This is a genomic window from Olsenella sp. Marseille-QA0557, from assembly GCF_965119725.1.
GTDB classification, from domain to species: domain Bacteria; phylum Actinomycetota; class Coriobacteriia; order Coriobacteriales; family Atopobiaceae; genus Coprovicinus; species Coprovicinus avistercoris.
In genome coordinates this window covers 1,411,923-1,432,358 of sequence record NZ_CBCPMI010000001.1, presented here as the reverse complement: position 1 = coordinate 1,432,358, position 20,436 = coordinate 1,411,923, and the positions used below count along the sequence as shown (strand labels likewise).

The window sequence follows — 20,436 nt, the reverse complement described above, 5'->3', positions numbered from 1 at the left end:
CCCTTAGGTAAAACTACCTGTCTTGGCGGGTCTGACGACGTTCAGCTGTAGCCCATTGAGATTCCTTCATTTTCCAAAATCCCATAAGAGGCAGTGTTACGCCAAGCACCGCATATATACCAACAAGAGAACCAATGATGCTCATGGCAGCCAAGGTAAATAATGTCGCACCAGTAGCCACCAAAAGCGCTATCGACATTACTATCACGGCAACAAGAGATACCGTTAGAGCGGGACTACAGAACCTGATCGAATTTGCCACTTTTCTCCAAAGAGAAATCTTTGGTGCACCAGCTTTCTTGTTGCCTTTTCGCTCTGACGCAAGATCGTCGTTGACTCGACGCATAACCGACCAATTACACCAGAGCGACCAAGCAAAACTAAAAAGCAAGCCACCTGCTAATTGATCAGTAATCGTGGTATTGAGCAAGGAGCTCATTCCCAGAACGACAACGACTGAAAAGACGATGCCCACAAGAGCTGAGAGGGCAATTTTTAGATCAAGACGTAATGCCATTACCATGCAGTAGATAAGTAAACCGACCAGCAGGGCAATCCCTAGTACAGGTGTCGCAAGCACCGACTCTCCAAGTGACACAACAAGTTCGCTCTTAACAGCACAGCCTGCAATGGCAACTACACAAAGAGCCAGAGAAAGCACTGTTAGCTGTTTTGCGTGATAGGTAGCAGTTGAAGAAGAGTCCTCGTGGGAATCGACCGACTCACTTGGTATCTTGACTCCCCAAAGATGAGCATGTTCTGACATGGATTTTACTGCCACTATTTGTAGCAACGGCTTCTCAAACAGCAGCAACGCAACGAACGCTCCGACAGTTCCCACCACGGCAGAAAGAGCAAATTCACGGACACTGCCAGTTGTTACCACCGAAGGAATGAAAAATGTTACAAGCAATACGAGATATGCTTCTATGAGACCAACACTCACATGAGAAAGCCCGGTCGTAGACGACGTACGCAACGAACGACCTTGCCTGACCTTTTCAAGAAAGCCTCCAAGCAAAAGAAGTGACCCAGCACTCGTTATAAGAGCTGTAAGAGCCGCACCTGCTAACGCCGGTAACGTTACGAGCAATACATCCGCTCTTGAAAGAGCTGCGCTTCCACCAATCCACACGAGGATAGAGACGGCAGCCGAACCAAGCACCAGCAAGGCAAGACCGCGATAACACACCAACAACAAAGCGGTTATCAGTATTGCAGCCACTGCAAGAGCATAGGCGCCCTGTGTGAGCGCCTCTCGCCCAAGCAACGGTCCTTCTACAGCACTTTGCATGAACGTAAGACTTACTGGCAGCGAGCCAGAAGAAACAATCATCTCAATGGAGCGAGCTTGATCCTCAGTAAACCCTCCTGAAAACGAAACATCGCCTTCAGTAATAGCTTCCTGAACTGCCGGAGCAGAAATAACCTTTCCATCGAGCACAACGGCAAGCTGGCCACCTGACGCCGCCAGATCCTCAGTCACTTCGGCAAGAACAGCAGCGCCATCATCATCAAAGGAAAGATTGATTACCCAAAAAGGCGTACCACTGATCGTTGTTTGTGTAGCTGATGCTGATGTAACAGCGGAACCATCCAAAAATGGCGTGTAGGTATCCTGCTCAAGTGAAACATTCGTCTGTCCAGCATTGATGCGTGCTCGTGCATCAGCATCACCAATATCATCCATTCGGACAAATTCAAGCTTTCCAGATTGAGCCAGCTCTTCTCCAAGCTGTTGGGCATCCACCGTGGTACCAGGAATTTGAGCCGTTATCGTTGTACCATCTGCCTGAACTCGAGCATCAGAAAAGCCAAGATCTTGTAAGCGCATTTTGAGCGTAGCTACGGCAGTAGTTAGCTCGTCCTCTGTGGGTGTAGAACCGTCGGCCTTACTAGCAGAGAACGTCAACGAAGTACCTGAACTTACGTCCAACCCACGAGACAGTGTTGTATTAATAGGAAAACTTACAACAAGTGCTATTGCCAGAATTACCACAAGACCAGCAAGCGCATACAGCGCTTGATGTACATCGGCAGAAGATTTCTTGGACGATTTGCCTGATGTCTGTGACCATCGATCAAGGCCTGTTGGCTCATCTGAACATTTACTTTTGGTACGCGATTGCGCTCTCTTAGCCGTCATGGGAGCGCCTCCTTTTTTTCATTGCACGTGCGAGGCGATACTCGCCTCGCACAGGGATAATTCATACACAGGACGCAATTATAGAACCCATTCGGCTCTCTGTTTTACCCTGGAGTCAGACCTTAATCAGGGATTAAAAATCTGCTGCTCCTTCAGAAGCCATCCAGTCATTTACAAAAGCCCCGTAAGTTCCAGCAATAATGGCCTTACGTGCACGGCGCATAAGATCGAGTAAGAAATAAATGTTATGCATAGAAAGAAGGATACCGCCAAGCATTTCTTTCTGATTAACCAGATGGTGTATGTAAGCTCGCGTATAGCCTCCCGTGCATACAGGACAGGTGCAGGCAGAGTCGAGTGGACCAGCATCTTTCGTAAAACGAGCATTTTTAAGGTTGAGACGACCCTCGGAAGAAAAGGCAGTTCCCATACGAGCGGTTCGAGTAGGAAGAACACAGTCAAACATGTCTACTCCTGCTGCAACTGCCCTTACAAGTGTAGTGGGATTACCAACTCCCATAAGGTAGCGTGGCTTTGCCTTAGGCATATGTTCAGAAACAAGTGGCTCAAGGGTCTCAAACATCGTTTCGTGATCCTCGCCCACAGAATAACCGCCGATACCATAGCCGGGGAAATCACCACAAGATTCCAGATGAGCAAGACTGCGGAGACGTAGATCCAAATGCATACCGCCTTGCACAATGCCAAAAAGTGCCTGATCTGGACGGGTGTGTGCTTTATAACAGCGGTCCGCCCACATACTTGAAAGTTCCACCGCACGCTCAACAAATGAACGCTCAGCAGGATAGCCAGGACACTGATCGAGCTGCATGCAAATATCTGATCCGAGCTGCTCTGCTATAGCCATATTGTCTTCAGGTGTCCAGCTCACCCACGAGCCGTCATAATCAACCGCTCTAAAACGAACCCCTTCGTCAGAAAGCTTAAAGAACTCACCGTGGCTAAACACCTGGAAGCCACCGGAATCCGTAAGAATTGGGTGATGCCATTGCATAAAATCGTGCAAACCACCGAGGTTATCAATGAGCTCAGAACCAGGGCGCATAGAAAGATGATAGGTATTTGCCAGAATGATTTGTGCTCCGAGCTGCTCAAGTGTTTGTGGTAACAAGCCTTTTACCGTTGCTTTTGTGCCAACAGGCATAAAAATTGGCGTTTCTATATCGCCATGCGCTGTATGAAAGACACCTGCACGCGCATGCGTTGTAGGATCCTCAGCAACTATGTCATACGAAAAAAGCTTAGTGTCCATACACTCCCCGTTCAGGCCTCGTACTATCCATCGGTCTTTATCCGAGCAATTTTTTATCTAGGTATTCTAGCAATGAAAATGAGTCTCAACGGTTCGTACACAGACGACGGACCAAGCACCCGCGCTTATCATTCTTATTGAGGCATACAGACGATATGAGCTGAACATTGGGCCCTCCCCCTGTCGCAGTTCCGTGGGTCGGGCGACAATGGTCGTACCACCAACCGTGGCCGCGCGCCACATGCGACGGAGGAGGGCACCATGTCCAATTATGTCACAGCTATCGGCCTCGACGTTCACGCCCGCAGCATCAAGGCCTTCGCCCTAAATCCCATGAGCGGCGAGTGCGAGCGCGCGTCGTTCGGCTACGACCCGGCAGCGATCGCCGAGTGGGCACTCAGCTTCGAGGAGCCCAGGGCGGTCTACGAGTCTGGGGTTACCGGCTTCCACCTGTGCCGGACGCTGCGCGCGCTCGGGCTGGACTGCGTCGTCGGCGCTGTCTCAAAGATGCAGCGGCCTGCCGCGGACCGCGGCAGGAAGACCGACCGACGCGACGCCGAGTTCCTGGCCCGCCTGCTCGCCACTCGTAACGTCGTGGAGGTCTGGGTACCCGACGAGAGCACCGAGGCCGCCCGCGACCTTTCGCGTGCCCTTGCCGACGCCCGCGACGACCTCCAGCGCGCCAAGCAGCGGATGTCCAAGTTCCTGCTGCGCCACGGGCACGTCTTCGACGAGACCACGCCGACCGGCGCGCGCAAGGGGAACTGGACGCGCGCCTACTGGAGGTGGGCCGACGCGATCGAGTTCGCCGAGGCAGACGACGCCGCAGCCTACGAGCACTACCGCGACTGCGTGAGGCGCTGCCAGGAGGCGCGAGATGCGCTGGCGAGGAGGGTCGCCGAGTCCGCGGGACGCCCGGGGTGGAAGCCAGCCGTCGACGCCCTCAGGTGCGTGAAGGGCGTCGACGTCGCCACCGCCTTCCTGCTCGCCTGCGAGGCCGGCGACTTCTCGAGGTTCCGCACGGCGCCCGAGTTCGCGTCGTGGTGCGGCCTCACGCCCTCGGAGCACTCGAGCGGCGAGACGTTGTCGAGGGGAGGGATCACGCGCGCGGGCAACGCCCACGTGCGCTCGGCGCTCGTCGAGGCGGCCTGGCACGTACCGATGTCGTCGCGGGAGGCTAAGCCGCTCGCATCCGACCAGGAGGTCGCGCCGGCGGTGAGGCGCCACGCGGCGAAGTGCAACAGGAGGCTCCAAGACCGCCGGGAGGCGATGTCCGCGGCCGGGAAGAAGCCCGTCGTCGCCAACTGCGCCACGGCGCGGGAGATGGCGTGCTGGGTGTGGGCTATAGCGAGGATGGCCGTGGCGTAGCACCCCGCCGGGAAAGACAGGTTCCGACCCCGAGGACCGCTGCCGTTCGAGGCCGTTGGGAGGCCACTCGAGTCTTTTTTTATGGGCAGCGGGGCACCGCCACGCCCGCCAACAGACTTCGGTCGAGGCCCCCAGCCGTAGCAACGAAATGCGCAGCCGAGGAGGCCATGCGCGGATATTAGAATGCCAGACGTGCGTCGAACAGACACGCCCTCAGGTAGCGCCGGTCCCGGGCGAAGATAGGTAGGCCCGCCGCCTCCGATAGCTCCGGAGGGGGCGGGCCGGTTTTGCCTCTTGACAATGTTCAGCTCATATTAAAAAAGCCTGATGCCAAAGGGCACCAGGCTTTGATCTTCTAAAGCGCTAAAAGCTACGCTTACTCGCCAAAACCGCTGTCGATAAGGGCGATAAGGGCGTCGAGGGCCTCCTGCTCATCAGGACCATCGCAGGTAACCTCGACGGTGGTGCCGGTGCCAAGACCAGCAGCAAGGATCATCATGATGGACTTGGCGTTGGCACCAGCGCCGTCCTTGTTAACATCCTTAATAGTGATGTCGCACTGATACTTCTTTGCCTCCATTACGAAAGCAGAAGCAGGACGAGCGTGCAGTCCAGTTGCGTTGATGATGGTGGTCTGCTTAGAAACCATAATGCACTCCTTCTCAATGTGAACGAAACGACGCAATGCGTTTGCTATGAAGTACATCCTAGCAGACATATCTTTACCGATACGTGACATCATCCATGAGTGTGCATGTGAAAACCATTATCAAAGGTAAAATCATAAAATAGAGAATGATGTCAGAAAGAACTTTATGCCTGTACGGAGGAGCGGCATGGACAAAACAACTGACGACAGACATCAGACAGACCAAACCGATGAGCTTACAGAGCCAGTAGATAGTGATACAACCAGCACCACCGAAGACAATGCTTCCAAAGACTCTTCCGAGCAGCCACAACGTCGCCGAGCGGGGCGTGGAAGTGTAGCTGAAGCTTTTGCACAGAGCGCCTCAGAGGGAGCGAGTACCTTTGTAGAGGGTTTTTCTGCTATTCGAGATGTACGCCGTGCTTCTCGACAAGCAGCAGCAGCTCGAGATCGTCTCGAAGAGCTCTCTTCTGAATTGGATGAGGCACTCCAGGAGCTTTCCCACCGAACTGACGTAGCAGCCCGACATGATGAAATTCTTAAAGAGCAGACAAAAGAACTTAATTCAGCTAAACATGCTCGCAAACGTGCCGAGAAACGCGTCGATGAGCTTCAAAAGCGCCATGATGAGCTTCAGGATGAACTCGATCAGCTCAAAAAGCGTCATGAGGAAGAACTCAGGCCTTACAAGAATCTTATGGATACAACACGTGGACGCGCTGACGATGCTGCCAAGGCACTCTCAGAAGTTCGCCGAGCGGTTAAGAATGCAGAAAACCAAGTAAATGACGCAACAAATCGTCGAGATGCACGTCTTGAATCCTGCCGCCAGGCAGTTGAAAATGCCCGTCAGCGTATGGATAAACTCAATGAAGAGTTGAAAAGTCTTGGCCATAGCACAAACTCAAAAAGAGCCCGTGAAGAAATTCGCGAAGCGCTCGATAATGAGCAGGCTTCTCTTTTAGCTGCCCAAACTGAGCTTGAAGCTGCCGACGCAGAAACAAAGCGTTCACTCGAAAATGCACAGACGCATCTCTTCACCCAGAAGCAATCGCTCGATCTTGCCGAAAAGCAACATGAATCCGCCAAGTCACAAGCTCAGCAGCGCAAAAGTGAATATGAGAAGCTTCATAAAGACGCTCAAGCCGCCGAGCGTGAACTCGATAACAAACTAACAGATGTGACTGACGATCTTCACCAGGCAGAACGTGAAGTAAAGGACGCAGATCAGCGCTCAACAGAAGCTCAAGCGCTCATTGATGAGGCAGAAGAAATTGCTGCTACACCAGAAGTAACAACTGCGCTTAAAGCCTCCATTCAAGATAAACGAGCAGCGTTAGCTTCTCAGCAACGTCAAGTTGAATCCCTCTCGTCTGCAGAAAGAAGTTTGCGCAAGCGCACAAAGAAGCAGCGTATTGTTTTTGTTGCTGTTCTCGCAGTTATCGTCTGTGTTGTTGTGCTTATCGCCCTCTTTGCTTTTGGAGTATTGGGCCATTAGCACGCTGCATTACAAGAGGATCACGCAAACGTGTTGGGCGGCCAATTTGGCCGCCCATTTTTAGTCTATAAGCATAGCATCGCCAAAAGATAGCATGCGATACTGCTGCTGAATTGCCTCATTGTAGGCACCCATAATCTGTTCGCGAGAAGCAAAGGCAGATACAAGCATCATAAGGGTTGAGCGGGGCACATGAAAATTGGTAATGAGAGCATCTACCACATGAAACGTTGAGCCAGGCATAAGGAATAGATTGGTTGTTGCGTCTTCACGAACCACTAAATCGCCCATACCCGAAACTGCAGCTGAGTCCGCGGCTTGTTCAAAGCGCCTTGCTGTTATAGGAGGATTTGCAGCTTTAACTGCAGTATCCCAAGCGCTCTCAAGCGAACGGACTGCCGTTGTACCAACAGCTATTACCCGTCCCCCTTGTGCTTTTGTCGTACGAACAGCTTCTACAACATCAGCGGGTACGTGATAGCGCTCCGTATGCATGACATGCTTTGTTGGATCGTCTTCGGTGACAAGACGGAAGGTATCAATACCAACCTCAAGCTCAACTGTTGCCCAACCAACACCTGCCTCACGAATACGATCGATAAGTTCGGGCGTAAAATGCAGGCCTGCTGTTGGAGCGGCTGCAGAATGCTCTTCATGCATCGCGTAGACCGTTTGGTACTTCTCAGGGTCACCCTTGTACGAAGTAATGTAAGGCGGCAAAGGCACATTTCCCGCTTCGTGAACCGCTTCATCTAGCGTGCGAGGCTCTCCTGTGTTGGAAGTACCCACCGGCTCAAAGCGCACGAGTCTTCCGCCCTTGCTTCCCTCAACAAAATCGAGAATTTCTCCTGTTAACACAACGGGAGCATTTTCGGGTGCAAGCAAACCGCCGGCACGATATTCAATTACGGTTCCAGGTTGACGCAAGCGCTTACCCGGATTAACCAGACATTCCCACACGTGGCCCAAAGAATCAATATCCTCGCGGCGGCGGAGCAGGAGTGTCTCGGCGACTCCACCGGTTCCCTTTTTATGCCCTACGAGGCGTGCAGGCATAACACGTGTTTTGTTAGCTACCAGCAAATCTCCTGGCTTGAGGTAGTCAAGAATATCGTGAAAAATCCGGTGCTCAATCGAGCTGCCATCAGCTGCTTGATGAGCTTCACCTGTGGGGCCTGACCCTCCATCACGATGCAACACCAGCAGGCGGCAAGAATCACGTGGCTCCGCAGGAGCCTGAGCTATAAGTTCGTCGGGCAAATTGTAGTCAAAGTCATCAGTCCGCATGAACAGCATCCTTCCGCTGTAACAGTTCTCTCAGCTCTTGCTTTGTAGCTTCACTCGTAAAGGCAGCCTGAATAGCCGTGAGCTGTAACTGCAAACACTCTTCCTCGCTCAAATGAGCAAGCTGCTTTGCATAGTCCACTTCATGCGCCAAACAGGTCCGTGAAATAGCCATGTCGTCGGTGGCTATTGTTACGTGTACACCAGCGTCAAGCAAGGCTCGCAATGGATAATTCGAGCCCTCTTCTACAGCATGTGTGTGAAAATTTGAGGTGGGGCATACTTCAAGGACCACAGCATGTTCAGCAAGGTAGTGCATAAGCGAGGGGTCCGAAACAGCATGAATACCATGACCAATGCGCGTGCATCCCGTTTGAAGTGCCGACCATATGCTCTCAGGGCCTGCAGCCTCCCCTGCATGAACCGTTAGAGGAACACCTCGTTCATGAGCTCCTCGAAGCAGGTCGACATAGTCCTTGGTGGGAAAGAGTGCCTCGGCACCCGCAAGATCCAATCCAACCACACCGCCATCTTCGCAAAGGTACTGCTCGGCAAGACGTACAGTCTCGATATTCTTCTCAGCAGTATCAGTTCCGCGCATACAGCACAGAATAAGGTTGCAACGCATGGGAGAAAGACTCAAGCCTTCCAGTGCGGCTTGTACAACCTCCTCTTGACTCAAACCACTTTGAACAAACTGTTGTGGAGCAAAGCGGATCTCAGCATAGAGGCAGTCTTGAGAGATGAGCATTTCCTGCACAAGACGAACTGCCTCACGAATGGATTCATGGGTTTGCAAGAGCGAAATAGGCAAATCAAAACAGGCAAGATAATCGTTTAAGCTTTCACACTTCTCCCCCACCGACAACGCCTGTTCAAGCTCACCAGGCACTTCATCGGGCAAGACAATATCCTGCATACGAGCAAGCTCGCGAGCAATAGCAGGGGTAATGGCACCATCCAGATGGAGATGAAGGTCAACGTATGACATGCTCTGCCTCCATAGTTGTACGGCGTTTTGCAAGCTTTTCTCTGCGTCGTTCATCACGCCGCTCATGTCGCTCAACTGTTGCTTCTGCTGCAGAAAAACGACAGCCACAATAATTCTGGCGATACATTCCCAATTCGCGAGAGTGCACCGTTGCCTCTGAGTACCATGGTCGAAAATCGCGCCAAACCATAGTGAGTCCCTGCGCGACAGTAAGACGTTCTAGCACATCATGGCAAACATCAAACAGCTGGTAAGGAGAGACTACCAACGTTGTAGAAACATGTGTGAAGCCACGTTCTTTTGCCACATGACAAAGCTCGGCCAATCGCAGTGCATAACAAGCTCTGCAACGTTGCTCCCGATTAAAACCGGCTAAAGCAGCACTCTTTTCCCATGCCGTGCGATCACACGAGCCAACAATCACAGGAAGATCAACTTGGTCTGCCCACGTAAGTAAAGTTGCAAGGCGCAAATCATGCTCTGCAGCTGGTTGGATATTTGGATTTGACCAAAGAATGGTGGGTTCAAATCCTTCTTCACGCAATAAGTGAACCGGCTCAAGCGAACATGGTCCACAGCAGGCATGCAAGAGAAGGGGTGTGGAAGAAGAGCTCATCAATTTAAGCCTCGTAGCTCATCCATGATTCATCGGAGGGATTATCACGAAACGCCAGAAGACGGCCGCGGTCAGCAGGGCGAATATAGCCCTCCTCAACTGCAACTTCCACAAGGGTATCAAGATCACAGAGACTGATATTTTCTAGGCTCTCTGCAGCAAAACGCTCGCGCGAACGATTCATGCCATAGGTAAAGATCGAGACAACACCGAGAACATCTGCTCCCACTTCGCGGAGCGCCTCAACACACTCTATGACTGATCCTCCTGTAGAAATGAGGTCCTCTACCACCACAACGCGATCGCCTGCCTCAAGCTTGCCTTCAATTCTGTTTTTACGACCATGATCTTTGGCAGAACCGCGAACATAACCCATAGGAAGCTTAAGCTTCTCGGCGGCAATTGCTGCATGAGCAATACCCGCAGTAGCAGTTCCCATAAGAATTTGAGCCTGTGGATAGTGCTCTTGAATAAGCTCAGCGATAGCTCCATCCACCAAAGAACGAACATCGGGGTAGCTTAGCGTAAGGCGGTTATCGCAATAAATTGGGCTCTTAATTCCGCTTGCCCAGGTGAAGGGATCATCTGGACGCAAAAAAACAGCTTTAATTGAGAGAAGAGCACGAGCGATATCGGTTTTTGATGTCATAAGCCACCTTTCGCATGCAAATGTTCCACAGACAAGTACTTAGAATCTTGTTTGAAAGATTGTAAACGTTACATAGAAGGTCAGCTTACAATCTGTGTCAAAACCTCAATTCAAGGAGTTTCTATGCTTCCCTCCTATGCCCTTTTCGATTTTGATGGCGTGATTATAGATTCTGAACCGTTCTATATCGAAACCGATCGACAGGTAATCTCACGTTTTGGATATGAACCTACCGACGAGGAGCTCTACACCTTTATGGGTAGGTCCTCAAGCAAAATGGGCACCGCTCTTCTTGCTGCACATGGTATCAACGTAACAATCGAGCAGTACAAAGCGGCGCGCCCCGATCCTCTTGTCACCATCTATGACAATCCCAAAATCCCTGCGATAGCAGGTCTGAGAGAGCTCTGGCAGAATCTCGCCGAACATAACGTAGGTATTGGCGTCGTTTCCACGAGCCTCTGTGCTCCTCTCACCGCAGCGCTCAATCGTCTTGGACTTATGAGCTTCGTTGATGTTTTGGTAGGCCGTGAACTTGTACGTCATACCAAACCACATCCCGAGCCATACCTAAAAGCGCTTTCATATTTCACTGCAAACCCAGAAGATGTCTCAAAAACTATCGCAATCGATGACTCTCCCTCAGGAATTGCTTCAGCACGCGCCGCAGGGATGTATGCCATTGGCTTTCAAGGTTCTACGGTACCCCAAGCACTTCCTGAGGCAGATCTTGTTGTCACCAGTCATGAAGAGCTTGCTCATACCCTCAAAGCATGGGGATTACGTTAGTTAATGGTCATTTGAAATGGCGGGCTTATCACGCAGAAAGACCGGTACTGCCAAGCGGGTATACAGCGTAAGCCATACGAGAGACACACAGAAACCTGCAAGTACATCTGAGGCATAGTGCACACCCAGATATACACGACTAATACCTATCATGAGAATGACAATGGAAAACGCTATGACCAAAAGATTGCGCATCCAACGGTTTTTCTCGTAGCGCCATACAAACCAAGCAAGCAGGCCAAAGAATGCCATAGCCACCATAGAATGACCTGATGGAAAGCTAAAGCCACTCACTACAGCAAGCCGAAAACCTTCTGGCCGTGGACGCTGAACAATAAATTTTAGGATCTGATTGAGTAAAACAACCAGAACCAAATTGATTGTGCAACACCAGCCAGGCGCTCGGCCTGGAGCAAAAGCGATTACCACAAGTAAGAGCACAAGCAAAACAACAGGAGTGGCAAGAGCAGAAAAAGCCTCCATGATTGGTGTGAGCCAAGGCGTTCTCAGACGCATGACAAAGAGAGAAATTGCAATCCTATCGAGCCGCATAAGCTCACCTTGAAGCACTTCGCTGAGCAAGAAGAGGAAAATACTTACGGCAATAACAGCCACTACGAGACGAATATTCGCTCGTAAAAGTTCTAGAAACTCCGAGATAATTTGATGTGGCCTGCGATTCTCGCTGACGTTAACATTCTGAAGACCTTGGCCCGTATTGTTGACACGCTTGTCTTCAGCCATTGACTACCTCCGCACTTACTCGACTTTTTGAGCAATTTATACTCACGTATGTATATCCCTCTTTGCCTCAATACTTTCTGAACGAATGAAATACATTGAACTTCTAGGATATGAAATGGGTACAGTCAGGCTGTCCTTATAGCGAATAACCATTCCTGAGCGAGGTGTTATATGAACGGCACGATGCTCCAAGGTTTTTCATGGTATCTCCCAGCAGATGGCTCACATTGGAAGCGCTTGGAAGAACAAGCAGCAACCTTTGCCTATGAAGGGATTACGGCAGTATGGCTTCCACCCGCCTTTAAGGGTGAAAAAGGACCTCAAGATGTAGGATATGGTGTCTATGACACCTATGACCTCGGCGAATTTAATCAAAAAGGAAGTGTGCGTACCAAATATGGCACGCGATCCGAATATCAAGCAGCTATTCAAGCATTGCATGCGCATGGCATACAAGTACTTGCCGACATTGTATTGAACCAACGTCTTGGAGCTGACGGATGTGAAGAGGTTCGCGCCCAAGAAGTGTTGTCAACTAATAGAGGTGAAGCGGTAGATATACCCCGCACGATTTTAGCCTGGACCCGTTTTACTTTTCCTGGCAGAAACGGCAGGTATTCTGACTTTACCTGGGACTGGTCTTGCTTTCACGGCGTGGATTGGAACGAGAGAACTAAACAAAAGGGCATCTACCTCTTTGAGGGAAAGCATTGGGATGATGCGGTAGAACGGATTGAAAATGGTAACTACGACTACCTGATGGGCGCTGATGTAGATGTCAATGACCCACGTGTTTATGAGGAGCTCGTAAAGTGGGGCAGCTGGTACGTCACCAACTGTAACTTAGATGGATTTCGTCTTGATGCCCTCAAACATATTGATCGAAACTTTTATCTGAGATGGATTGCTGAGATTCGCAAACAAACTAATCGCGAGCTCTTTTGTGTCGGAGAGTATTGGGGACGAACATCCGAAGAACTTCTCGCATATTTGGGAGAAGAACGTGCGCTTTCGCTTTTTGATGTTCCGCTCCATTACAACCTGTATCGAGCGTCGTGCTCTCAGGGCAATGTAGATCTCTCAAAGATTTTTGATAACACACTGGTTGCAAAAGATCCTATTCATGCTGTAACTTTTGCCGAAAATCATGACACGCAACCAGGACAAGCATTGCAATCTTTTGTTCAGTCGTGGTTTAAACCCGCAGCATACGCTCTCATTCTCTTACGTGAAGCCGGTTATCCCTGTGTGTTCTACGGCGATCTTTATGGCATGCCTAACGGCGGCAATATTCCTGCTGTACAAGAACTGCCATTGTTGATGGAAGTGCGTCGACGTTTCTCATATGGACCTCAACATGACTTTCTCGACGCCCCCGACGTTATAGGATGGACGCGCGAGGGTGAATCTGAACATCCTGGAAGTGGCCTTGCGGTGGTGCTCACCGATCGCGATGGTGGACAAAAGCATATGTATGTAGGTAAACATCACGCAGGCGAAACCTGGTCATGCGTATTAGGCGAACAATCAGACACCCAAATTGATGCAGAAGGCTGGGCTGATTTTTCTACCCTCGATGGCAGGCTCTCCGTTTATCTTCCTGAACAAGCAACGCATGCTCTTGAACACGATTGCATTTTGCGGCGTATTGTTCGTGAAACAGCCGAAGATACTGAGGAGATGCGTCTCTAGTTCTACAATATGCCTGCTCAAACATATATCAGAGAGGACCCCTCATGGGCTATACCGCTGCTATCTTTGATATGGACGGCACTATTCTCGATACCTTGGAAGATCTCGCCACCTCACTTGATACTGCACTCAAGCAAACAGGGCATAAGCACACATTCTCCTGTCGTGATGTGGGAAGCTTTTTTGGAAGCGGTGCTCAGGTTGCCGTAATGCGTGCTCTTGCAACAGAAGCAGGACTTGTCAGCACAGAAGAACAGCTAGAAGCCATTGGAAGAAGCGTTGGAATTCAAGACCTCGGTTTAGATGAGGCGGAAGTAGAGCGCGTACGCTCAGCGTTTGCTGTCTACTACCGGGATCATTGCAATGATCACACGCAGCCCTATCCTGGTATCCTCGGGCTTCTTTCAGCTTTACGGCAAAGCAATATTGTATGTGCGGTAGTTTCAAACAAAATGGACCCCGAAGTGCGCAGGCTCGCCGATTTGCATTTTCCTGGTCTCTTAGATATTTCCGTTGGTGAACGTAGCGATGTTCGACGCAAACCAGCTCCAGATGCCGTTCTTCGTGTTGCTGAATTGCTTAAGATCGAACCCCGAGAAGCCGTCTATATTGGCGATTCTGAAATTGATTTGCTGACTGCACAGAATGCCAATATGCCATGTATAGCCGTAAGCTGGGGTTTTAGAAGTCGTGCATTCCTTGAGCGTCATAACGCATCGCTCATTGCTGATAACGCTAATGAACTTGCGGAGCTTATCTTCGGATAGCAATAAATAAGATGCTCGCTATCCCTTTGATTATGGGATACTGGGACAGTATGACCAATCTATACGTCGAGAAGGATGCAAGGTAGCTCATGGCATTCGATTCCACTGAAAACGCTGAACGCCCCACGTTTCCAAAACGTGCCGTTATTACAGGCGGCATGCCCTATGGAAATAAAAATCTTCATTTTGGCCATGTTGGCGGCGTATTTGTACCTGCCGATTTTTTCGCACGGTTTTTGAGAGATCGCATTGGGCCTGAGAATGTCATTTTTGTCTCTGGCACAGACTGCTACGGCTCCCCCATTATGGAGGGATATCGCAAGCGAGTTGAAGAGGGTTATACCGGAACCATCGTAGATTATGTAACCGCCAACCACGATTCTCAAAAACAAGCGCTTGAAGATTACGAGGTTTCACTCGATCTATTTGCCGGTTCTGCCCTTGAGCCAGCACGGGATTATCATGCAGCTCTCACGACAGATATTATTAAGCGTCTGTATGAGCGCGGTTACCTCCACAAGATGAGCACGCGCCAATTCTATGACACCCAAGCAGGTCAGTTCCTCAATGGACGCCAAGTTCAGGGGCGTTGTCCAGTGCGGGGTTGTAAATCTGAAAAGGCCTACGCTGATGAGTGTGACTTAGGTCATCAATTTGATCCAGAAGAGCTTATTGCACCTGTTTCCCAGCTAACCGGAACTACTCCTGAGCTCCGTCCGGTGGATAACTGGTATTTCGACTTGCCTGCTTTTAAAGCAGATATTGAACAAGTTGTTGAAGCATGGGAAAAGGATCCTCAGGTCCGCGCTATTGTTCCTAAAACGGTACGCGAATCACTTGCTCAACCCGTGATCTACATTCAGGAAAAATTCCGTGAAGCATTCAGCTCGTGTGAACATGAGTTGCCTGAACATGTCGTACAGGAGCCAACAGGAAATCAACAGTCCTTCTCAGTTGAATTTAACAACTGGCGCGAGCGAGACCAAGCTCGTGGAATCCTGGAAGCTCATAACGTGAGGTTCCGCACGGGTAAAACCCTGCTTCCTTTCCGTATTACAGGCAATATTGATTGGGGTGTTCCCGCTCCCGAACTTGAAGGCCTTTCAAATCTTACGGTTTGGTGCTGGCCAGAGAGCCTTTGGGCACCAATCTCATTTGTTCAGACAGTCCTCGCAGAAGCGCCAGAGGGACGTTACTCCTCTCGTGACTGGCATGACTGGTGGTGCGCTGACGACGCTGCGGTATATCAGTTTATTGGACAAGACAATATTTACTTCTACTGCGTTGCTCAGCCGGCTATGTGGGAAGCACTTAACTGGAATCTGTTCCAGGACACACCTATTGCCAACTACCACATTCTCTTTATGAATAAGAAAGCGTCGAGCTCAGGAAAAATTAAGCCTCCTATGGCTTCTGAGTTGCTGGAGCATTACACCGCTGAACAGCTGCGTTGCCATTGGCTTTCCCTTGGTCTCGATCAAAAAGCTGTAAGTTTTGCTCCAAAGGCTTTTGATACTTCAGTGAGCCACAAGGACAAGAAAACTGGTGAAGAAATTCTTGTGTGCAACGATCCGCGTGTTGCAGATCCTGCCCTGAAGGAAAGCGCGTTTCTTACCAATATCTTTAATCGTCTTGCACGCAGTTGTTTTTATGGCGCGGCCAATGCCTGCGGTTGTCATCTTCCTGAAATTGCCCCACATGAAGATGCTGTTGAAACCGCACGCAAGGCAACGCTCGATTTTGAGCGCGCAGCATATACGTTTGATGCTCACGGTGCTCTTACTATTGTCGAGTCGTTCTGTCGCACCGCGAATAAGCGCTGGGACGACGCGAGCAAAGCTTCAAAGGGCGATAATGCCGCATATGAACAAGCCCTTGCTGATGCATTTGTTGCTCTGCGCACGACAGCACTGCTTATGCATCCAGCTGCTCCTTCTGGCTGTGAAAAAATATGCACATACCTTGGCTTTGAACCCGATCTTTTCTTCAGCTGGAGTCATGCGTTTGATACCCCTGTTGAACTCGCCCAACTGTTAGGTCAAAGCCCTGCTGAGCATCAAATCACGCAACTACCTCCACGTTTTGACTTCTTTAAAGGACACCCCAGTCAAAACCGTAAGGGCAAATAAACCGAAAAAGGCCGCTTAATAAGCGGCCTTTTTTCATCAAAGAAGCGTCTATTAGTTTTCTGTACTTGTGGTCTCTGGGCCTGCATCAGGGTAATCCGATGCCGGAGGGAACGTAACCGTAATAGTTGTGCCTTCACCAGGCGTACTATCCAAATCTATTTCAGCATGATGGAAGGCTGCCGAATGCTTAACGATTGCAAGCCCCAGACCAGTTCCGCCGCCATTTCGTGAGCGACTTGTATCCACGCGATAAAAACGCTCAAATACTTTTGCCTGCTCAGAACGATCAATACCAATGCCAGTATCAGCAACACGCACAAAAGGTCCAAGCGACGCATTCGCAGACATATCCTCCAAGGGTTTAGCTGCATTGACAGCACTCGCTGCATTTGCAGAACTCATCGTGCCGCTTGTAATACCGTTTCCCACTTCGAAGGTATCGGGATCTCCCACGCCGCAGGTTACCACCACCGAACCATTTTCACGGTTATACCTAATAGCATTGGAGCAAAGGTTGTAGATAAGCTCATCAAGCAAACGTGCATTTCCCATAACAGGAGCCGTCATTCCCACGCACCCAAGGGTCACGTTTGCTCGTTTGGCCATAGGCGCCAAACGAGAACATACGTCCTGAGCAATAGAATGAAGATCGCAGGGCTCAAGTGAGCCTACTAAGTCGGGCATGCCTGCACGCTCAGACTCATCAAGGCGAGAAAGTATGAGAATGTCATTTACCAAGCTGGTAAGTCTTTGCGACTCATCATATATTCGCCCTGCAAAATTAGCCACATCCTCAGGGCGCGCAATGCCGTCACGAACGAGTTCCGCCGCTCCTGAAATAACCGCAAGAGGAGTTTTAAGCTCATGCGTTATATTGGCAGTAAACTCTTGACGCATCACTTCAGCATCTCGAAGCTGATCCATTTGTTCCACCAGTTGTGATTGCTGCCTATGTAACCTTTCAACCAGTGGCTCCAACTCATGATAAGGCGAAGTAGTATTGGCGTCGTCTTGTTCAGAATCACCTTCACGATGCCCACTGTGTATATCAATAGCAAGAATAGGAGCCACAAGTACACGGGAAATAATTCGAGCTACCAGCCATGAAAGTGCAATGACGATAATCGCCACAAGCGCCAGTGCCGAAAGATCTCCTGTAATAATCGAAAATGCTGTACGACTGTCCTGTGCAACTCGGATAACTCCACCCGAAGCCAACCGTTTTGCATGATAAAAACTCACAATATCAAGCGTGCGAGAGAGACGTTCTGAAGATCCCTCACCATGAGCTAGTGCCTCTTGAACTTCTGGACGATTGGCATGACTCTCCATATCTGAAGCGTCGCCTTCACTATCCATAAGAACATTGCCGTTGGCATCAATAAGCGTTGCGCGCATACCTCCCAAATCGAGGTTGCGCACAATAGCAACATTGTCATCTCCATCAGATATATCGAGAGCAGAAGCAATAAGATCGCATTCACGATTAAGTGCTGCTCGCACATCAGCTTCCCCGGATGCTTGAAACAATATTGCTGAAGCAATAAACGCTACGATCACTGCTGCCGTTGAAACAGCAAGTAAAACAATAAAGAATCGACGTGATAGAGAAGGCGCATGAGAGCGTACAGCAGCCATAAACTTAACCCTTGAGACGATACCCTACACCACGAACAGTCTCGATAAGACCTGCATGATCACCCAACTTTGCACGAATTGTTTGAACATGCACATCAACTGTACGGCTGCCACCGTCAAAATCCCAGCCCCAAACACGCTGAAGTAAGGTCTCACGGGTAAAAACAACACCCGGACTTGCTGCTAAAAACTCAAGCAAGTCAAACTCACGCATCGTAAGTGAAAGCGGCTTACCATCCACAGAAGCCTCACGACGAGAAGGCGAGATAGTGAGTGCATCAACTTGGATTGTATCGTCCACAGAAGCCGAGGAAGAACGGCCTCGTCCAGAACGTCTCAGCAGCGCACGCACACGACTAACCATTTCCATCATGCCAAAAGGCTTAGCAAGATAGTCGTCAGCACCACAATCGAGAGCTCGCACCGTATCAAGCTCAGTATCTTTTGCGGTAAGCATCATGACGGGCACATCCGTCAAACCAGGAGTCTGGCGAATGCGCCGCAAAATAGAAATGCCATCGGTGTCGGGAAGCATAATGTCAAGGAGAACAGCATCGGGCACGCGCTCATCGCAAGCGCGTCGAAATGACGCATCATTGGAAAACCCTTTTGCATCAATCCCTGCCTGCGTAAGCGCATACAGCGTAATCTCACGAATGTTTGTATCATCCTCGACGTAGTAGACCACGCTACTCTCCAGCCTCTCCTATAGTTTCTTCTTCATCCTCAAGCTCTGCGAGATGATCAGCATTGGTTAGCACGCGTTCACCCGTTGCACGGAACAAACCCCATGCAGCAACACGAGCAGCTTGATCTCCAATGCGTTCAAAATACTTTGCCACCATAAGAAGCTCAGGCAAAGACTTTGTCTGACCATCGGACTCGCGAATAAGGCCAGCAACCATTTCTTCAGTCTGCTGATACATGCGGTCCATCTCATCGTCGGAGTCCATAACCTCGTGAGCTAAGTCTGCATCAGCAGCGCTAAATGCATCAAGGGCACGAGCGAGCATTGAGGCGGTTTTGTCTGACATAATGGAGAACGTCTCGATAAGTGGCTTCATAGATTTCTTCGAAATCTCAGCCATCAGAAAGGCGATGTCGCGGGTCATATTGTCAATCTGATACAAGTCAGACACGACCCTGAAAGCGCCGGAGACGAAACGCAGATCTTCACCAATCAGCGGCTGCTGAAGCAGCATGATATCAAGGCAGTTGCTCTCAATCTCATTGCGAAGACGATCTGCCGCTTTACGGCCGCGCAAAACCCCTGTTGCTGCGCCGCGATCACCACGAGCAGCAAGACCGACGGCGCGGATATCAGCTTCAGCCTTCTCGCCGAGCCGGGAGACCAAGCCCTGAACATCTTCAAGCTGCTTGGAAAACTCGGAGCGTGTAGTTATCTTTGCCATTAGCTAAACCTCCCGGAGAGATATTCTTGTGTACGCTGTTCTTTAGGATTCGAGAACAGCTCTTTTGTAGGTCCAGACTCAATGAGCTCGCCCAGATAGAAGAAGGCAGTTTTATCTGCAACACGCGTTGCTTGCTGCATATTGTGTGTTACTACCACAATTGTATGCTCATGAGCCAACTGCGCCATAAGCTCCTCAACCATTGAAGTTGAAATGGGGTCAAGAGCGCTCGTGGGCTCATCCATAAGCAGAATCTCTGGATCGGTTGCCAAAGCACGTGCGATACAAAGACGTTGCTGCTGGCCACCTGAAAGTCCCAACCCGCTCTTATCGAGTGAATCTTTGACCTCATCCCACAAGGCAGCTTCGGAAAGCGTACGCTCGCACACCTCATCCCCTTCGGTACGAGAAATATGGCGCATGCGTTTAAGGCCATAAAGCACATTCTCACGAATGCTCATGGGGAAGGGATTGGGGTGCTGAAAGACCATGCCCACATGGATACGCAGTGTGTTGGCATCCATGTCAAAGATATTATTACCCTCAAACTCAATGGTGCCTTCAGTACGAACTGAGCTTACAAAATCACTCATACGGTTGAATGTGCGCAGCAAGGTGGACTTACCACATCCAGAAGGACCAATAAAAGCCGTAGCACGATTCTTAGGGATATCTAGTGATATGTGTTTGAGCGCCTGAAAATCTCCGTACCACAGATTGAAATCACGGATGGAGATGGCCACATTCGACGCTCCAGACGGTGCGTCCTGCGTGATGTTCTCGTTGTCCAT

The 20,436-nt window shown here is 50.2% G+C and carries 18 protein-coding genes; 6 read left to right on the top strand and 12 right to left on the bottom strand.

Features of this window, described 5'->3' with window-relative positions; genetic code table 11:
* Positions 1–13: 13 nt before the first annotated feature.
* Positions 14–2,146, bottom strand: coding sequence for a preprotein translocase subunit SecD (locus ACQY6Y_RS06525; protein ID WP_428379504.1), 2,133 nt, complete (start codon positions 2,144–2,146; stop codon positions 14–16).
* A 133-nt stretch (positions 2,147–2,279) separates the two neighbouring features.
* The gene (gene tgt / locus ACQY6Y_RS06520) at positions 2,280–3,419 is read right to left on the bottom strand and encodes a tRNA guanosine(34) transglycosylase Tgt (protein ID WP_428379503.1); all 1,140 of its coding nucleotides are present in this window, start codon (positions 3,417–3,419) and stop codon (positions 2,280–2,282) included.
* A gap of 261 nt (positions 3,420–3,680) precedes the next feature.
* Between tgt and ACQY6Y_RS06515 the strand changes: the two genes are divergently transcribed.
* On the top strand, positions 3,681–4,787 hold the full coding sequence (locus ACQY6Y_RS06515) for an IS110 family transposase (RefSeq protein ID WP_417147477.1): 1,107 nt from the start codon (positions 3,681–3,683) through the stop codon (positions 4,785–4,787).
* A 376-nt stretch (positions 4,788–5,163) separates the two neighbouring features.
* Here ACQY6Y_RS06515 and ACQY6Y_RS06510 read toward each other — a convergent pair whose 3' ends face one another.
* Positions 5,164–5,436: an HPr family phosphocarrier protein gene (locus tag ACQY6Y_RS06510; RefSeq protein WP_428379502.1), complete on the bottom strand. Its 273-nt coding sequence runs from the start codon at positions 5,434–5,436 to the stop codon at positions 5,164–5,166.
* A 187-nt stretch (positions 5,437–5,623) separates the two neighbouring features.
* Here ACQY6Y_RS06510 and ACQY6Y_RS06505 point away from each other — a divergent pair, with 187 nt between their 5' ends.
* Positions 5,624–6,934: a hypothetical protein gene (locus ACQY6Y_RS06505; RefSeq protein ID WP_428379501.1), complete on the top strand. Its 1,311-nt coding sequence runs from the start codon at positions 5,624–5,626 to the stop codon at positions 6,932–6,934.
* Positions 6,935–6,994: 60 nt separating this feature from the next.
* On the opposite strand, the gene queA is transcribed toward ACQY6Y_RS06505, so the two are convergent.
* Genes queA through pyrE form a run of 4 tightly spaced genes read right to left on the bottom strand, consistent with a single transcriptional unit; the run spans position 6,995 to position 10,474 of the window.
* Complete coding sequence (queA, locus tag ACQY6Y_RS06500) at positions 6,995–8,221, bottom strand: tRNA preQ1(34) S-adenosylmethionine ribosyltransferase-isomerase QueA (protein WP_428379500.1); 1,227 nt, start codon at positions 8,219–8,221, stop codon at positions 6,995–6,997.
* A complete protein-coding gene (gene add, locus ACQY6Y_RS06495) occupies positions 8,211–9,209 on the bottom strand; it encodes an adenosine deaminase (RefSeq protein WP_428379499.1) in 999 nt (332 codons plus the stop codon). The genes queA and add overlap by 11 nt, the downstream gene beginning before the upstream one ends.
* Positions 9,196–9,825, bottom strand: a complete 630-nt coding sequence (locus tag ACQY6Y_RS06490) for an epoxyqueuosine reductase QueH (RefSeq protein ID WP_428379498.1) — start codon at positions 9,823–9,825, stop codon at positions 9,196–9,198. The genes add and ACQY6Y_RS06490 overlap by 14 nt, the downstream gene beginning before the upstream one ends.
* A 4-nt stretch (positions 9,826–9,829) precedes the next feature.
* Positions 9,830–10,474: an orotate phosphoribosyltransferase gene (gene pyrE, locus ACQY6Y_RS06485; RefSeq protein WP_428379497.1), complete on the bottom strand. Its 645-nt coding sequence runs from the start codon at positions 10,472–10,474 to the stop codon at positions 9,830–9,832.
* Between the two features lie 123 nt (positions 10,475–10,597).
* On the opposite strand from pyrE, the gene ACQY6Y_RS06480 reads away from it, so the two are divergent.
* The gene (locus ACQY6Y_RS06480; RefSeq protein WP_428379496.1) at positions 10,598–11,263 is read left to right on the top strand and encodes an HAD family hydrolase; all 666 of its coding nucleotides are present in this window, start codon (positions 10,598–10,600) and stop codon (positions 11,261–11,263) included.
* Here the strand turns inward: ACQY6Y_RS06480 and ACQY6Y_RS06475 are convergent, their stop codons facing one another.
* Positions 11,264–12,007, bottom strand: coding sequence for a phosphatase PAP2 family protein (locus ACQY6Y_RS06475; protein ID WP_428379495.1), 744 nt, complete (start codon positions 12,005–12,007; stop codon positions 11,264–11,266).
* Positions 12,008–12,178: 171 nt separating this feature from the next.
* Between ACQY6Y_RS06475 and ACQY6Y_RS06470 the strand changes: the two genes are divergently transcribed.
* From ACQY6Y_RS06470 to ACQY6Y_RS06460, 3 genes are all read left to right on the top strand, one after another.
* Positions 12,179–13,699: an alpha-amylase gene (locus ACQY6Y_RS06470; RefSeq protein ID WP_428379494.1), complete on the top strand. Its 1,521-nt coding sequence runs from the start codon at positions 12,179–12,181 to the stop codon at positions 13,697–13,699.
* A gap of 44 nt (positions 13,700–13,743) precedes the next feature.
* Entirely contained in the window at positions 13,744–14,466 is a 723-nt protein-coding gene (locus ACQY6Y_RS06465) for an HAD family hydrolase (RefSeq protein WP_428379493.1), read from the top strand.
* An 89-nt stretch (positions 14,467–14,555) separates the two neighbouring features.
* Entirely contained in the window at positions 14,556–16,595 is a 2,040-nt protein-coding gene (locus ACQY6Y_RS06460; RefSeq protein WP_428379492.1) for a class I tRNA ligase family protein, read from the top strand.
* 51 nt (positions 16,596–16,646) lie between these two features.
* On the opposite strand, the gene ACQY6Y_RS06455 is transcribed toward ACQY6Y_RS06460, so the two are convergent.
* Genes ACQY6Y_RS06455 through pstB form a run of 4 tightly spaced genes read right to left on the bottom strand, consistent with a single transcriptional unit; the run spans position 16,647 to position 20,436 of the window.
* Complete coding sequence (locus ACQY6Y_RS06455) at positions 16,647–18,233, bottom strand: ATP-binding protein (RefSeq protein WP_428379491.1); 1,587 nt, start codon at positions 18,231–18,233, stop codon at positions 16,647–16,649.
* Between the two features lie 4 nt (positions 18,234–18,237).
* Positions 18,238–18,921 (bottom strand): response regulator transcription factor, encoded by a 684-nt coding sequence (locus ACQY6Y_RS06450; RefSeq protein WP_428379490.1) that lies wholly within the window; start codon positions 18,919–18,921, stop codon positions 18,238–18,240.
* Position 18,922: 1 nt separating this feature from the next.
* Positions 18,923–19,645, bottom strand: a complete 723-nt coding sequence (locus ACQY6Y_RS06445) for a phosphate signaling complex PhoU family protein (RefSeq protein WP_428379489.1) — start codon at positions 19,643–19,645, stop codon at positions 18,923–18,925.
* On the bottom strand, positions 19,645–20,436 hold the full coding sequence (gene pstB / locus ACQY6Y_RS06440) for a phosphate ABC transporter ATP-binding protein PstB (RefSeq protein WP_428379488.1): 792 nt from the start codon (positions 20,434–20,436) through the stop codon (positions 19,645–19,647). Before pstB ends, ACQY6Y_RS06445 begins: the two co-directional genes overlap by 1 nt.

Excerpts from the sequence above, each read along its gene's own strand:
- ACQY6Y_RS06525 (WP_428379504.1), bottom strand. The coding sequence starts at position 2,146 with ATGACGGCTAAGAGAGCGCAATCGCGTACCAAAAGTAAATGTTCAGAT.
- ACQY6Y_RS06455 (WP_428379491.1), bottom strand. The coding sequence starts at position 18,233 with ATGGCTGCTGTACGCTCTCATGCGCCTTCTCTATCACGTCGATTCTTT.
- pstB (WP_428379488.1), bottom strand. The coding sequence starts at position 20,436 with ATGGACAACGAGAACATCACGCAGGACGCACCGTCTGGAGCGTCGAAT.
- ACQY6Y_RS06480 (WP_428379496.1), top strand. The coding sequence starts at position 10,598 with ATGCTTCCCTCCTATGCCCTTTTCGATTTTGATGGCGTGATTATAGAT.
- pyrE (WP_428379497.1), bottom strand. The coding sequence starts at position 10,474 with ATGACATCAAAAACCGATATCGCTCGTGCTCTTCTCTCAATTAAAGCT.
- tgt (WP_428379503.1), bottom strand. The coding sequence starts at position 3,419 with ATGGACACTAAGCTTTTTTCGTATGACATAGTTGCTGAGGATCCTACA.
- ACQY6Y_RS06460 (WP_428379492.1), top strand. The coding sequence starts at position 14,556 with ATGGCATTCGATTCCACTGAAAACGCTGAACGCCCCACGTTTCCAAAA.
- ACQY6Y_RS06515 (WP_417147477.1), top strand. The coding sequence starts at position 3,681 with ATGTCCAATTATGTCACAGCTATCGGCCTCGACGTTCACGCCCGCAGC.
- queA (WP_428379500.1), bottom strand. The coding sequence starts at position 8,221 with ATGCGGACTGATGACTTTGACTACAATTTGCCCGACGAACTTATAGCT.
- ACQY6Y_RS06510 (WP_428379502.1), bottom strand. The coding sequence starts at position 5,436 with ATGGTTTCTAAGCAGACCACCATCATCAACGCAACTGGACTGCACGCT.
- ACQY6Y_RS06465 (WP_428379493.1), top strand. The coding sequence starts at position 13,744 with ATGGGCTATACCGCTGCTATCTTTGATATGGACGGCACTATTCTCGAT.
- ACQY6Y_RS06445 (WP_428379489.1), bottom strand. The coding sequence starts at position 19,645 with ATGGCAAAGATAACTACACGCTCCGAGTTTTCCAAGCAGCTTGAAGAT.
- ACQY6Y_RS06505 (WP_428379501.1), top strand. The coding sequence starts at position 5,624 with ATGGACAAAACAACTGACGACAGACATCAGACAGACCAAACCGATGAG.
- add (WP_428379499.1), bottom strand. The coding sequence starts at position 9,209 with ATGTCATACGTTGACCTTCATCTCCATCTGGATGGTGCCATTACCCCT.
- ACQY6Y_RS06475 (WP_428379495.1), bottom strand. The coding sequence starts at position 12,007 with ATGGCTGAAGACAAGCGTGTCAACAATACGGGCCAAGGTCTTCAGAAT.
- ACQY6Y_RS06490 (WP_428379498.1), bottom strand. The coding sequence starts at position 9,825 with ATGAGCTCTTCTTCCACACCCCTTCTCTTGCATGCCTGCTGTGGACCA.
- ACQY6Y_RS06470 (WP_428379494.1), top strand. The coding sequence starts at position 12,179 with ATGAACGGCACGATGCTCCAAGGTTTTTCATGGTATCTCCCAGCAGAT.